Origin of the sequence: Amycolatopsis sp. NPDC058986 (genome assembly GCF_042741125.1) — a bacterium.
Classification (GTDB): Bacteria; Actinomycetota; Actinomycetes; order Mycobacteriales; family Pseudonocardiaceae; genus Amycolatopsis.
In genome coordinates this window covers 178,679-192,376 of the sequence record NZ_JBHYJW010000003.1, presented here as the reverse complement: position 1 = coordinate 192,376, position 13,698 = coordinate 178,679, and the positions used below count along the sequence as shown (strand labels likewise).

Below are 13,698 nucleotides of genomic sequence, written 5' to 3'. Positions count from 1 at the left end.
GCTCCAGCGGAGAACTCGCGTGATCGGAGGCGTCAGACCTCGGTGAGGAAGCGGGTCAGCACGCGTTCGCCGAAGCGCAGGCCCTCGACCGGGACCCGCTCGTCGACGCCGTGCGCCATCGCGCGGTAGGGGAAGCCTTCCGGCAGCGAAAGCGGGGCGAAGCCGTAGCAGTCGATGCCCAGCTTGCTGAACGCCTTCGCGTCCGTCCCGCCGCCCATGCAGTACGGCACGACGACGGCCTCGGGGTCCTCGGCACGCAGCGCGCCGGCCATCGCGTCGAACCACGGCGAGTCGACCGGCGCCTGCACCGGCCCCTGATGCGCGACGAACTCCCGCTCGACACCCTCGCCGAGCAGCTTGTCCAGCTCGGCGAGGGTCGCTTCCTCGGTGCCCGGCAGCACCCGCACGTCCACCTGCGCGGTCGCGGTGCTCGGGATGACGTTCACCTTGTACCCGGCCGACAGCATCGTCGGGGTGGTGCTCACCCGCACCGTCGGCACCACCAACGCGCCCGCCGGGCCGAGCCGCGCGACCGTACCGTCCACATCGGACAGATCGACGGGGACACCGAGCGCGTCCCCTGTCCGTTCGAGGAAGGCACGCACCGTCGGCGTCAGCTCGACCGGCCAGCGGTGCGAGGCGATCCGCTGCAGCGCGCCCACCAGCCGGATCACCGCGTTCTCGTCGTTGGGCCGGGAGCCGTGCCCGGCGCGGCCGCGTGCGGTCAGCCGCAGGTGCGCGGTGCCGCGTTCGGCCGTGGCCACCGGATACAGCCGCACCGTCCGGCCGCCGGCGGCCGGGACCGGATAGGTGTAGCCGCCGGACTCGCTGATCGCCGCCGCGCAGCCCTCGAACAGCTCGGGATGCTCCTCGACCAGCCAGTGCGCGCCGAACTCCCCGCGATCCTCCTCGTCGGCGACGAACGCCAGCACGATGTCGCGGCGCGGCCGCAGCCCGGAGGCGACGGCGGCGAGCACCATGGCGCAGAAGTCCTTCATGTCCACCGCGCCCCGGCCCCACAGGAACCCGTCGCGCACCTCGCCGGAGAACGGTGACACCGACCAGTCCGCGGCGTCCGCGGGCACCACGTCGAGATGGCCCTGCGCCAGCAACGCGGGCAAAGCCGGGTCGGTACCCGGAATCCGGGCGACCACATTGGACCGTCGCGGCGCGCGCTCCAGGATCTTCGACGGGACCCCGGCCGCGTTGAGCAGCCCGGCCACGTATTCGGCGGCCTCGCGCTCGCCCTCGGAGTCACCGTCCCCGCGGTTGGTGGTGTCGAACCGGATCAGGTCCGCGCACACTTCGACGACGTCAGCCATAGATGCCCTGCACCGCCCCCGCCGCGATCGCGGTGACCACCTTGAACGCCTTCATCGCCTCGGTCATGTTCGGCGCGTCGAACCCGACCCGGCGCACCCCGATCTGTTCCACGGTCGGGATCACCGCGGTGGCCTGCGCGAGATGGCTCGCGTCGAACTCGACCTCGATCCGGTGCGAACCCGGTGCGGGCGTGGACTTTCCCGCCCGCTTCATCGACTCCGCAGCCGCCTCGGACAGCAGTTCCGCGGTCCGCGCGGGCGGCAGGCAGATCGCCGCGTACCGGCTGACACACTCCTTCACCGGCACCAGCTCGGCGTCCGGTGCGTAGTCCCGTGCGTCTTCACACGTCAGGTCGTCTCCGGAAACCAGCAGGACCGGGACGCCGTATTCGGCGGCCATCGACGCGTTGAGCCTGCCCTCGCTCGCCGGGACGTCGTCCAGCCACACCCCGGTGATCTGGTTCTCCAGATAGGTGTGCGACAACACGCCGTCGAACCCCGCTCCGGCGTGGTAGCCGAGGAAGACGACACCGTCCACACCCGAGTCGATGCCCTGCATCATCGACAGCGGCTTGTGCCGCCCGGTCAGCATCCGCGCGCGCCCGTCGAGGTCCTCCAGCAGCAGGTTCCGCTGCGAGGAATGCGCTTCGTTGACCAGCACGTCCGTGGCACCGGCGTCGAACAAACCGGCCAGCGTCGCGTTGACGTCCCCGGTGAACAATTTTCGGAACCGCTGCCAGTGCGGCGTGCCGGGGATGACGTCGTCGGTCCAGGTGACCCCCGTCGCGCCTTCCATGTCCGCCGAGATCATGATCCGCATGCGACGCACTTTAGTCACGGCTTGGCATTGACGGGTGGCAATCGTTGACACCGGCGGCGCGCGAGTGGTTACTTTTGCGCCTTGGGGTCGAGTGATCTAGACAAATTGGGGTGGTTATCGGTGCACTCTCGCCGAAGGACGGGTAGACGGCGCATCAGCCGAGCGGGAGCGGCGGTCGCCGCGGGAATCCTGGCGATGCTGCCGCTCGCCGTACCCGCCCAGGCCCAGCAGGGCAAGACGCTGCGGGTGGCGCTGATCACCGGGATCGACCACCTCAACCCGTTCACCGCGACGCTGCTCGCGGCCACCCAGGTGGGCAGGTTCAACTACGAGTTCCTGACCACCCCGTCGGCCGAGAAGGCCGAGCCCGCGCCCGCGCTCGCCGAATCGTGGACGACCTCACCGGACAAGCTGACCTGGACGTTCAAGATCCGCCAGGGCACCAAATGGTCCGACGGCCAGCCCGTGACGGCCAAGGACCCGGCGTTCACGTTCAACCGGATGCTCACCGACGAGACCGCGCGCACCGCCAACGGCAGCTACGTCTCCAGCTTCGAGTCGGTCTCGGCGCCGGACGACAGCACGCTGGTCATCAAGACCAAGACCCCGCAGTCGACGGTGTCGCTGCTGGACGTCCCGATCGTCCCGGAACACGTGTGGGCGCCGATCAAGGACCTGAACGACCCGAAGACCGACACCGCCGCGGTCGTCGGGGTCGGCAACGGCCCGTACCTGCTGTCGGAGTACAAGCAGAACGAGTACGTCAAGTTCAAGGCCAACAAGAACTACTGGCGTGGCGCGCCCAAGGTCGACGAGCTGCAGCTGCTGGTGTTCAAGGACGCCGAAGCGGCGGTGAACGCGCTGAAGCAGAACGAGGTCGACGTCATCAACCGGCTGACCCCGACCCAGTTCGACGCGCTCAAGGGCCAGCCGAACATCGCCACCAACAAGGCACCGGGACGCCGCTACGACGAGGTGAACATCAACTTCGGCGTGCAGAACGCGGACAACCAGCCGATCGGCAACGGCAACCCGGCGCTCAAGGACGTCCGCCTGCGCAAGGCCATCGCGCAGGCCATCGACCCGAAGACCATTGTGGACAGGGTGATGGGCGGCTACGCCCAGATGCCCGGCGGCATCATCCCGTCGGTCTTCTCCGCCTACCACTGGGATCCGGCCGACGCCGAGCGAACGAAGTTCGACCTCGCCGCGGCGAACGCGACGCTGGACGCGGCCGGATACGTCAAGGGCGGCGACGGCGTCCGCAGCGTGCCGGGCGGCGGGCGGCTCGAACTGCGCCTCGCCGGCCACGCCAGCCGGCCGTATGACCAGCGGGCCACCCAGTACATCACCGGCTGGCTCAAGGACATCGGCATCTCGGTGCGCCAGGAGCTGGTCTCCGACGAGGAACTCAACGACCGCAGCAACGCGGGCAACTACGACCTCTACATCGGCGGCTACTCCACCAACCCCGACCCGGACTCGGTGCTGTCGCTGCACACCTGCTCGGCGCGGCCGAACGCGCAGGGCAAGGGCGCCAACACCGACACGTTCTTCTGCGACCCCCAGTACGACGACCTGTATGCCAAACAACTCGCCGAGACCGACCTCGCCAAGCGTGCCGAGTACACCAAGCAGGCCCAGGCCAGGCTGGCCAGTCAGTACGTGAACGTCGTGCTCGACTACCAGAACGTGCTGGAGGCCTACCGCTCGGACACCTTCGCGTCGTTCACCAAGCAGCCGCAGCCCGAGGGCCAGATCCTCGAACAGAGCGGCTACTGGGGCGTCTACGGCGCCACCCCTGCCGGACAGCAGGCCGCGTCGAACGACAGCGGCGGCGGCAACACCGGGCTGTGGATCGCCCTCGGCGCCGTCGTGGTCGTCGTGCTCGTCGGCGGCGGCGTGCTGATCGGCCGTCGTGGCCGCAACGCGGACGACCGGGAGTAGCAAGGCTTTGACGCAGACAATCACTCCCGAACACGCCTCGTCGCTCGTCGACCCCGACGAACGACGAGGCGGGACCGGAACCCTCCGGTTCGTCCTGACCAAGATCGGCGGCGCACTCGCCAGCGTCGTGCTGGTGGTCGTGCTCGGCTTCTTCCTGTTCCGGATGCTGCCCGGCGACCCGGTCGCGTTCATGATCCGCGACCGGCCCACCAGCCCCCAGCAGCTGGCCGAACTGCGCGAACAGCTCGGCGTCGACAAGCCCGTGCTGAGTCAGTTCTTCAGCTACCTCGGCGGGTTGCTGCAAGGCGACTTCGGCACGTCCTACCTCGAGCGGCGCCCGGTCATCGACATGATCGGCGAACGGCTCTGGCCCACCGTCCTGCTCGTCGGCAGCGCCACCGTGCTCGCCGTCGCGCTCGGGCTGTGGCTGGGCATCCGCGCGGCGTGGAAGCGCGACAGCTTCTTCGACCGCGCCCAGACCGGGATTGCGCTGACCCTGTGGTCGGTCCCGCAGTTCTGGCTCGGGCTGATCCTGCTGGTCGTCACCAACGGCGTGTTCCCCAGCCGCGGCATGCACTCACCCGATGCCGCGCCCGGGCTTCTGCCGCAGACCCTCGACGTCCTGCACCACCTGATCCTGCCGTGCCTGACCCTGCTCGCGGTGTTCTACGCCCAGTACATGCTCATCATGCGCTCGTCGCTGCTGGGCGAGATGAACGCGGACTACCTCACCACCGCCCGCGCCAAGGGCCTGCGCGACGACCTCGTCCGGCGGCGCCACGCCGTGCCCAACGCGCTCCTGCCCACGGTCACGCTGGTGTTCATGCAGTTCGGCATGGTCGTCTCCGGCGCGGTCACCGTCGAGGCCGTGTTCAGCTGGCCGGGTCTCGGCCAGCTGGTCTACACCTCCCTGCACGGACCCGATCTGCCGGTGCTGCAAGGCGTCTTCGTCGTGCTCGCCGGTTCGGTGGTCCTGATGAACCTGCTCGCGGAACTGCTCTACCGCGTGCTCGACCCGAGGGTGCGGACCACGTGACCACCACCGAAAAAGCCGAGAGCCCGCGCACCATCGCCTGGCGACGGCGCCGCGCGTCGATCGCCAAGACCTGGCACGAGTTCGCGAGCCAGAAGCCCGGCCTGATCGGGCTCGTCTGCCTCGGCGTCACCGTGCTCGCGGCCCTGCTGATGCCGGTCATCTCCGACAGCTCCGGTCTGGATGTCACGAAGGCGACCGGCGGGCCGCTCAACCCGCCCAGCGCGCAGTACTGGCTCGGCACCGACATCGACGGCCGCTCGGTGCTGCTGATGACGTTGTGGGGCACCCGGGTTTCGCTGCTCGTCGGGTTCTCCGCGACCGTCCTGTCGGTCCTGATCGGTACCCTCATCGGCATCACCGCCGCGCACTTCGGCGGCTGGGTGTCGGCGGTCCTGCTGCGGTTCACCGACTTCTTCCTCGTACTGCCCTCGCTCGTGCTCGCCATCGCGCTGTCCGCGGTCATGCCGCAGGGCATCGGCACCATCATCATCGCCATCGGCGTCACCGCCTGGCCCAGCACCGCCCGGCTCGTGCGGGCCCAGACGCTGACGATCGAGAGCAGGCCCTACATCGAACGCGCCAAGGCGCTCGGCGGCGGGCACCTGCACATCGTCGGCAAACACGTGCTGCCCGGCGTCATGCCGCTGGTACTGGCCAACACCACCCTGGTCGTCGGCAACTCGATCATCGCCGACGCGACCCTGTCCTTCCTCGGCGTCGGCGATCCGAACGCCGTGTCCTGGGGAGCCATGCTCGAAACCGCGCTCAACAACGGCGCCGTCAGCAAGGGCGCCTGGTGGAACCTGCTGCCGCCGGGTATCGCCATCGTCCTGGTCGTGCTGTTCTTCACCCTCGTCGGACGCGGTTTGGAGACCGTGCTGAACCCGCGGCTCAAGGGACAACGATCGTGAATCCGTTGCTGGAACTGAAAAACCTCGGCGTCAGCTACCGCACCGGCGGGGGAGAGGTCACCGCCGTCCGGGGCGTCGGCCTGCGGCTCGAGCCCGGCGGCACGCTCGGGGTCGCGGGGGAGTCCGGCTCCGGGAAGTCGACGGTCGCGATGAGCGTCCTGCGGCTGCTGCCGCGCAGCGCGAAGGTCACCGGCGAGATCCTGCTCGACGGCGAGGACGTCACCGCGATGCGCTGGGGACGGCTGCGCGCCGTCCGCTGGGCCGAGGCGTCGGTCGTGTTCCAGGGCGCCATGCACGCGCTCAACCCGGTCCGCCGCATCGGCGAGCAGATCGCCGAGCCCATCCGGCTCCACCCGCCCGGCGACAAAGCGCCCACCGACGCCGAAGTCGACGCGCGTGTCGCCGAGCTGCTTCGGCAGGTCGACCTGCCGCCGGGCCGGGCCGGTGCGTATCCGCACGAGCTGTCCGGCGGGCAGAAACAACGCGTCATGATCGCCATGGCACTGGCCTGCTCGCCCCGGCTCATCATCGCCGACGAGCCGACCACCGCCCTCGACGTCATCGTCCAGGCCCAGGTGCTCGCGCTGCTCGGCAAGCTCGTCCACGAACAGGGAATCGGCCTGATCATGATCAGCCACGACCTGTCCGTGCTCGCCGCCACCTGCGAACGCATCGCGGTCATGTACGACGGCGAGATCGTCGAGGAAGGGCCCAGCGCGGAGCTGATGAGCGCGCCCCGGCACGAGCACAGCCGCGCGCTGGCCGCCGCCTTCCCGACCGTCGGCGACCCCGTCTCCCGGTTCGCGCCCGCCACCAGCACCCCGCTGCCACCCGAACCGGAGAACCGCGGCGCACCCGGCGGGACACCGCTGCTCGCCGCGAAGGACCTGCGGGTCGGCTTCCGCGACCGGACCGGGAAACGCATCCAGGCCGTCGCCGGCGTCGACCTCGCCGTGCACCGCGACGAGATCGTCGCGCTGGTCGGCCAGTCCGGCTCCGGCAAGACCACACTCGCCCGTACCCTGCTCGGCCTGCAGAAACCCGACTCCGGCGAAGTCACCTACGACGGCGACCCGGTGCCGTCCGGCGGCGCGGGCCTGCGGGCCTACCGGCGGCAGGTGCAGCTGGTCCTGCAGGACCCGGCGAGCGCGCTCAACCCCGCCCACACCGTGTACGAGGCCGTCGCCGAAGGCCCCCGCATCCACGGCCTCGCCGACGAACGCGCGACCGTCCTCAAGGCGCTGGAGGCCGCGGAACTGCGGCCGCCGGAGAAGTTCCTCGGCAGGCTCCCGCACGAACTGTCCGGCGGGCAACGCCAGCGCGTCGTGATCGCGGGAGCACTCGCGCTGGAACCCTCCGTGCTCGTCGCCGACGAGCCGGTGGCCTCCCTCGACGCGTCCGTGCGCGGTGAGATCCTCGGACTGCTGCTGCGCCTGCGACGGCAGCTCGGCCTCGCCGCGCTCGTGATCACCCACGACCTCGGGCTGGCCTGGAACATCGCCGACCGGGTGGCCGTGATGTACCGGGGCGAACTGGTCGAAACCGGCACCGTCGAACAGGTCCTGCTCGACCCGCACCACGACTACACGAAGTCCCTGCTGGCCGCGCTGCCCGGCGGCACCGCCGCACGGACGGCGGCCGACCGGTGATCGCACGATCTTACCGCCGGGCGCCGGAATCGGCTGCTGCCGCACAGTCACACAGGTGCGGTGTGTAATCTTCTGCAACGAAATGGCGACTACGACAGAACCGGCACCGCTGTCCCCGGCACCGTCCGTGGGCGACCTTCGCGTGCCCTCGCGATTCCCCTACCGGACCATCGCCATGGGCACCGTGGGCAGCACGTTGCTCATGCTAGGGGCGTTCGGCGCCGGGGGCATCCTGATCCACGACCCGGTACTCGGCCAGGGCCCGATGTCGTGGATCCGCTACGGCCACGGCCGGATGCTGGCCAACGCCGTGCTGTACGTCGGCTTCGCGCTCGTCGTCTGGGCCTGGGTCCGGCTCGGCCGGTACGTGCTCGCCGGGCGCGTCGGCAGCAAGCCGGTCCTGATCGCCGCGTTCTGCTGGATGGCGCCGCTGCTGATCTCGCCGCCGCTGTTCACCCGCGACGTCTTCTCCTACCTCGGCCAGGGCGCCCAGCTGCTGCACGGCCTCGATCCGTACGCCAACGGGCCCGCCGAACTCAACGTCCTGCCCAACGTCGTGCAGAACGTGCACCCGCTGTGGCAGACCACGCCCGCCCCGTACGGGCCGCTGTTCCTGCTGCTGTCCAAGGGAATCGTCGCCCTCACCGGCGACAACATGATCCCCGGCGTCATCCTCACCCGCGTCGTGCTGCTCGCCGGCCTCGCCGGGACCCTGTGGGCGCTGCCCCGGCTGGTCCGTCACCTCGGCGGCAAGCTGCCGGTGACGCTGTGGCTCGCCGTCGCCAGCCCGATGATGGTCATCCACCTCTTCGGCGGCCCGCACAACGACCTGATGATGCTCGCGTTCCTCACCATCGGCGTCCTCGCCGCACTGGAACGCAAACACGTCGTCGCGATCGTGCTGGTCACGCTCGGCATGCTGATCAAGCCGACCGCCGCCATCGCGCTGCCGTTCCTGGTGTGGGTGTGGGCCAACCACCTGCCCGGCGAGTCGAAGGTCCGCAACTTCCTGCGCGCGGGCGCCGCCTCGGTCGCCCTCTTCCTCCCGGTGTTCGTGCTCGGCACCTGGGTCTCGCTCGGCTCACTGAACCTCGGCTGGTTCGCCGGGCTCAAGGCGCCGCAGCTCATCGCGAACTGGCTGAACTTCCCGACCGGGATCGGCGAGATCTTCTACTCGCTCGTGCACCTGATCGTCGACGTCCAGCCGTCCCCGTTCGTCACCGTCGCCCGCGCCATCGCGATGATCGGCCTCGCCGTCTTCGGCGTCTGGCAGTGGTGGCTGGCCCGCGGCGGTGGCAAGGAGGCCATCTTCCGCGCCGCGGTCGTCCTGCTCGCCGTCGCGATCCTCTTCCCGCCGACCCTGCCCTGGTACCTGACCTGGGGCTTCGTACTGCTCTCGACGTACAAGTGGCAGCGGCGCAACCTTTCGGCCGTCGTCGCGGTGTCGGTGTTCGTCACCCTGGTCTACTACCCGACCGGGGAACAGGCACTCTACGACTGGTGGTTCATCGCCATCGTCATCGCCGCGAGCCTCTACGCCGCCGCGTCCCTCTTGCGGCCCGACCCGCTCGGCCTGGTCGCCGCGTGGCGCCGCAAACCCGTGGACACCTTCCTGCCGCCCACATCACCGACCGACAAGCCGGCCACCTCCGTCACGGGCGGCTGAGAGCCGCGGCGAAGATCGGCGCGATCTTCGGGATCAGCGTCTGCCGCTCGGGGTGCGCCGACCGGTCGTTCCCCGCCATGACCACCACCGATGCCTTGTCGCCCTTCGCCAGCAGCAGATAGCAGCGACCGATGTCGCCACTGGGGAACTGGTCGCAGAACGCGTACTGCGCGTCCAAACCCAGTGACGGCAGGCCGACCTCACCGCCGACCTGGACGGACATCCCCTCGGTCTGCACCGTGCCGCACCGCAACGCCTGCTTCACGCCGTTCACCACCGCCGCGCCGGACGTGCCCTCGTACCGCACGATCAGCTGCTTCGCGTGCGTTTTGGCCTTGCTCCTGTCCGAGGTCCACTCGACCTGCGTGCCTTGTTTGGCCTTGGCGTCCCATGGCTGCTTCTCGCCACACGCGGCCACGAGCGCCAAGGTGGTGTTCTCGCTGGCCAGATACGGCACCGGGTCGCCGAAGAGCCGCAAATCGAACGGAGCGAGTTCCGCGTCGGCCGGCCGGAGATCGGTGAGGCTCTTCGCCGGCGGGGGAGCCGCCGAACTCGGGGACGGCGTCGGGCTGGGCGGGACCGGTGGTGGTGCGGGCGTCCGGGCCGCGGTGGCACCACAACCGGCGAGCAACAGGACAAGACCGGACAACAGGAATCGGCGCATGAAACCCCCTCGTGCAAAGCACTTCGCCGCACGGGGCTCCGGCGTTACCGATCTTCGTCCGCGGACTGCCAGCCACTCCAGGTGTGGACCAGCGTGCTCACCACCGCATGCTCCGGCGGGCGCTCGGCGTACTGCGGATACCTCGCCCGCAACCACCGCAGCGGCTCCGCCCGGTCGGCGTCGTCGGTGAGCACCCTGGCCACGCCGTCCGCCCGTGCCCACCACAGCCGCGACCAGTCCTCGTCGTAGCCGTCGGCGAGAAAACACACCGCCGGGTTCGCCACGATGTTCCGCAGCCGGCGCAACGCCGTCGTGCTCTTCGGCTTGTGGTCCACGGCGAACACCACGACGTCCCCCGACACCGCGAACGTCACCGGCACCAGATGCGGCACGCCGTCGGCCGACGCCGTCGCGAGCCGCGCCACCCGCGCCGCGGTGAATCGCTCCCTGGCCTGGCCGGGTGACATTCGCATACCGTCCACATTACTGCCGGAAAGGTCACGGCCCCTGTGGACGAAACCCACCCACACAGGCACCACGACCGTTGACGCTTGTCATCACCCGGAGGCACATTGCGCCTTGGGGAGGAAGCTGCGTCACCCACCAGTTTGAGGCGCCGCACCAGGACTTGTGGTCTCAGCAGATATTAGCCACGGTGAATAACTCGAGTGAGGACCACACTGGACGGGGGACGAGATGGGCAAGCACGAGAACAAGAGCGATACCAGCAGCTCCAACGGCAATCCGGATCGGACGCAGGAAATCAACAACTCGGGCGGCGGCGGGAAGCACCGCGCCGAGGACAAGGGGAAGTAGCCCGAAGCGCTCAGGACAGCGCGGGGGAGACCAGCGACAGGGTGCCGAGGCCGGCGTCGAGTTCGGCCTCGGCACCCAGCGGCACGGTCGGCGACGACCGCACGTGGCCGAACCCGAACTCACCCACCACCGGGACCCCGAGCGGACTGAGCCGGTCCACGAGCATCGCCCGGATCTCCGCCGGATCACCGCAGCCGGCCCACGAACCCAGCACCACCCCGCGAACACCGGCGAACCAGCCCGAACGCAGCAACTGCGTGAGCATCCGATCCAGCCGGTACACGCTTTCCGTGACGTCCTCGAGCACCGCGATCCCTTCGGCCGGCCGATGCTCCGCCGTGCCGACACCGGCCGCGAGGATCGCCAGATTCCCGCCGACCAGCCGCCCCGTGGCCTGCCCCGGCACCAGGGTTTCGAAGCCGTCGGAACGCAGAACGCGGGTCTTCTCCGGCTCGAACAACGTCAGCCGCAGGTGCTCGGCCGCCGTCTCGTCGAACAACTCGCTCGCCGGCATAGGCGAAAGCAGACTTTCCAGTCCTAAATGGACGTCGACGGCGCGGTGCAGCGCGGTGATGTCGCTCGATCCCGCGAGGATCTTCGGCCCGGCCGACCGCAACGCGGGCCAGTCCACCAGATCCAGCATCCGCTGCGTCCCGTACCCGCCGCGTGCGGCGAGGACACAATGGACATCCGGGTCCAGCCACGCCCCGGTGAACTCCGCAGCCCTCCGACTGTCCGAATCGGACAGATACCGCGGTGACGACGGCTCGGCACGCACCCCCGTGCCGAGCCGGACCCGCACACCCCAGCCGCGCAACACGGGAAGCGCGGCGTCGAGCAACGCCTGGGGCACCGGCCCCGCCGGTGCGACGAGCGCGATCGTGTCGCCCTCGCGCAGCCGCGGTGGCCTCATCGCGACAGCTCCAGCCGCGGCACATCCGCGGGCTCGAAACCGAACACCTGCCCGTAGAAGGACAACTCCGCCTCCAGCACCGCGACGATCGTCTCCGCACGACGGAAACCGTGCTGCTCTCCGGGAAACGTCAGATAGGCGTGCTCGATCCCGCGCCCGGCGAGCGACGCGACGAATCGATCCGCCTGCTCCGGCGGGCAGATCTCGTCCTCCAGCCCCTGCAGGAACAACACCGGCCCGGCGAGCGTGCCGGCGTGGTGGATCGGCGAACGCTCCCGATATCGCTCGGCCGTCTCGGGCAACGGGCCGATCAGGCTGTCCAGATAACGCGACTCGAAATCGTGCGTCTCGCCGCCCTCGCCCGTCCAGCCGGTAAGATCCAGGATCGGGTACATCACCGTGCCCGCGCGGTAGGTCCGGGTCATGGTCAGCGACGCCGCCGAAGTGAACCCGCCCGCGCTGCCGCCCCGGATCCCCAGCCGCCGCCCGTCGGCCACGCCTTCGGCGACCAGGGCCTCGGCGACGGCGGCGCAGTCGGCGACGTCCACGACACCCCACTGCTCGCGCAGCCGCTCGCGGAACTTCCTGCCGTAGCCGGTCGAACCGCCGTAGTTCACCGCGACGATCCCGATCCCGCGGCTGGTGAAGAACGCGATGTCCAGTTCGAGCGAAGGGAAGTACCGGCCCGTGGGGCCTCCGTGCGCGAGCACGAGGTACGGCGGGAGTTCGCCTTCGGGCGCGGTGAATTCCGGGTTCGCCGGGGGAAAGACGTAGGCGGGCACGGATTCGCCCTCGGCGGTGGTGAACTCCCGCTCCTCCGGCCGGGGGAGGAACTCCTCGGACGGCAGCTCCGCCGACTGCGGCGTCAGCTCGCGGCGAGTGCCCTCGGCCAGGTCCACGTGCACCACGGCCGACTCGCGCACGGCCCCGGCCGCGATCCCGGCGACACCGCCCGCGTAGGCGGTCAAGCAGGTCGACGACCATTCGACGAGGTCCGCCGCGGCCGGTACCGGCGTCACCGTCCCGGCGGACTCGTCCAGCACCGCGAGCGTGCCGGCGTCCAGTACCGCGTGCCGCCCGCCGCCGAGCGGTGCGAACCAGCGCATCCCGAGCTTCCACAGCGGCCCGCCCAGTTCGCGGGATACCGGCGCCAGGTTCCGCACCGAGCCGTCGAGCCCGATCCGGTGCAGGTTCCACCAGCCGTCCGGGTCGAGCAGCGCGAGCAGCGTGCCGTCGGCCTCCCATTCGACCTGGCACACCGCGATGTCCACGCCGCCCGCCAGCACCCGGTGCGGGCCGAACGTCCCGTCCGGCGAGACCTCGGCCACGCACAGTTCCGTGCCGTCCCATGGCATCGCCGGATGGTCCCAGCCCAGCCAGACCGCGTGCGTGCCGCCGGGGGACAGCTGCGGTCCGGTCAGGAAGTGGTGGCTCGCCGTCAGTACCCGCTCGGCACCGCCGTCGATCGGGATCGCGACCAGCTCCCTGGCGACGTCCGAGCGCTTCGGCCCGGCGCCGCGTTCCCGCACCGCCCACACCTCACCCGGCCGTCCCTGCCGCAGATCGCCGTACCGGACGCCTTGGGGCACTTCGGGTTCCGGCGTCAGCGCGACCACGTCACCGGACGGGTACCGAGCGTGCACGCGCTGGTCCGCCCAGTGCGTGAACACCACGGTGTCCCCGGCCACGGTCCACGGACGGCCACCGTACTCGTGGACCCGGTTGCGCACGTTCCACGGCGCGGGCAGGACGTCCTCGGTCCCGCCGTCCGGCAGCGCCCGTACGAGTGCGACCCGCCCGCCCTCGCCGGGCCGGGCCTCGGCCCACCAGAGTTCGGCACCGACCGCGTCCAGCCACTGTGGTCCACCACCCGCCGCGGCGGCCGACGCGGCGGTGATGGGTGAGGTCCATGTTCCGTATGGGGAGATCCGCGACACGCCCAGAGGTTAGCTCC

General features: G+C 70.1%; 11 protein-coding genes. 5 read left to right on the top strand and 6 right to left on the bottom strand.

Annotated elements, in window-relative coordinates; all coding sequences use genetic code 11:
* Positions 1–32: 32 nt before the first annotated feature.
* Both ACFW0G_RS04565 and ACFW0G_RS04560 read right to left on the bottom strand, forming a co-directional pair.
* On the bottom strand, positions 33–1,322 hold the full coding sequence (locus ACFW0G_RS04565; RefSeq protein ID WP_378323344.1) for a M20/M25/M40 family metallo-hydrolase: 1,290 nt from the start codon (positions 1,320–1,322) through the stop codon (positions 33–35).
* The gene (locus tag ACFW0G_RS04560) at positions 1,315–2,142 is read right to left on the bottom strand and encodes a M55 family metallopeptidase (protein ID WP_378323343.1); all 828 of its coding nucleotides are present in this window, start codon (positions 2,140–2,142) and stop codon (positions 1,315–1,317) included. Before ACFW0G_RS04560 ends, ACFW0G_RS04565 begins: the two co-directional genes overlap by 8 nt.
* Before the next feature lie 195 nt (positions 2,143–2,337).
* Between ACFW0G_RS04560 and ACFW0G_RS04555 the strand changes: the two genes are divergently transcribed.
* From ACFW0G_RS04555 to mptB, 5 genes are all read left to right on the top strand, one after another.
* Positions 2,338–4,089 carry an ABC transporter substrate-binding protein gene (locus tag ACFW0G_RS04555; RefSeq protein WP_378323436.1) on the top strand — a complete coding sequence of 584 codons (1,752 nt, stop codon included), beginning with the start codon at positions 2,338–2,340 and terminating at the stop codon, positions 4,087–4,089.
* Positions 4,090–4,096: 7 nt separating this feature from the next.
* Complete coding sequence (locus ACFW0G_RS04550; protein WP_378323342.1) at positions 4,097–5,125, top strand: ABC transporter permease; 1,029 nt, start codon at positions 4,097–4,099, stop codon at positions 5,123–5,125.
* Positions 5,122–6,036, top strand: coding sequence for an ABC transporter permease (locus ACFW0G_RS04545; RefSeq protein ID WP_378323341.1), 915 nt, complete (start codon positions 5,122–5,124; stop codon positions 6,034–6,036). Before ACFW0G_RS04550 ends, ACFW0G_RS04545 begins: the two co-directional genes overlap by 4 nt.
* Positions 6,033–7,685: a nickel ABC transporter ATP-binding protein NikE gene (gene nikE, locus ACFW0G_RS04540; RefSeq protein ID WP_378323340.1), complete on the top strand. Its 1,653-nt coding sequence runs from the start codon at positions 6,033–6,035 to the stop codon at positions 7,683–7,685. Before ACFW0G_RS04545 ends, nikE begins: the two co-directional genes overlap by 4 nt.
* Positions 7,686–7,767: 82 nt before the next feature.
* Positions 7,768–9,351 (top strand): polyprenol phosphomannose-dependent alpha 1,6 mannosyltransferase MptB, encoded by a 1,584-nt coding sequence (mptB, locus tag ACFW0G_RS04535; RefSeq protein WP_378323338.1) that lies wholly within the window; start codon positions 7,768–7,770, stop codon positions 9,349–9,351.
* Here the strand turns inward: mptB and ACFW0G_RS04530 are convergent.
* The 4 genes from ACFW0G_RS04530 to ACFW0G_RS04515 form a co-directional block, all read right to left on the bottom strand.
* Positions 9,338–10,015 carry a hypothetical protein gene (locus ACFW0G_RS04530; protein ID WP_378323337.1) on the bottom strand — a complete coding sequence of 226 codons (678 nt, stop codon included), beginning with the start codon at positions 10,013–10,015 and terminating at the stop codon, positions 9,338–9,340. The two genes, mptB and ACFW0G_RS04530, sit on opposite strands and share 14 nt — an antisense overlap.
* Before the next feature lie 44 nt (positions 10,016–10,059).
* On the bottom strand, positions 10,060–10,488 hold the full coding sequence (locus ACFW0G_RS04525; protein WP_378323336.1) for a TIGR03668 family PPOX class F420-dependent oxidoreductase: 429 nt from the start codon (positions 10,486–10,488) through the stop codon (positions 10,060–10,062).
* A gap of 353 nt (positions 10,489–10,841) precedes the next feature.
* Entirely contained in the window at positions 10,842–11,744 is a 903-nt protein-coding gene (locus ACFW0G_RS04520; RefSeq protein ID WP_378323335.1) for an LD-carboxypeptidase, read from the bottom strand.
* Positions 11,741–13,681 (bottom strand): prolyl oligopeptidase family serine peptidase, encoded by a 1,941-nt coding sequence (locus tag ACFW0G_RS04515; RefSeq protein ID WP_378323334.1) that lies wholly within the window; start codon positions 13,679–13,681, stop codon positions 11,741–11,743. The genes ACFW0G_RS04520 and ACFW0G_RS04515 overlap by 4 nt, the downstream gene beginning before the upstream one ends.
* Positions 13,682–13,698: the final 17 nt, after the last annotated feature.

Excerpts from the sequence above, each read along its gene's own strand:
- ACFW0G_RS04565 (WP_378323344.1), bottom strand. The coding sequence starts at position 1,322 with ATGGCTGACGTCGTCGAAGTGTGCGCGGACCTGATCCGGTTCGACACC.
- ACFW0G_RS04560 (WP_378323343.1), bottom strand. The coding sequence starts at position 2,142 with ATGCGGATCATGATCTCGGCGGACATGGAAGGCGCGACGGGGGTCACC.
- ACFW0G_RS04555 (WP_378323436.1), top strand. The coding sequence starts at position 2,338 with ATGCTGCCGCTCGCCGTACCCGCCCAGGCCCAGCAGGGCAAGACGCTG.
- mptB (WP_378323338.1), top strand. The coding sequence starts at position 7,768 with ATGGCGACTACGACAGAACCGGCACCGCTGTCCCCGGCACCGTCCGTG.
- ACFW0G_RS04530 (WP_378323337.1), bottom strand. The coding sequence starts at position 10,015 with ATGCGCCGATTCCTGTTGTCCGGTCTTGTCCTGTTGCTCGCCGGTTGT.
- ACFW0G_RS04525 (WP_378323336.1), bottom strand. The coding sequence starts at position 10,488 with ATGCGAATGTCACCCGGCCAGGCCAGGGAGCGATTCACCGCGGCGCGG.
- ACFW0G_RS04520 (WP_378323335.1), bottom strand. The coding sequence starts at position 11,744 with ATGAGGCCACCGCGGCTGCGCGAGGGCGACACGATCGCGCTCGTCGCA.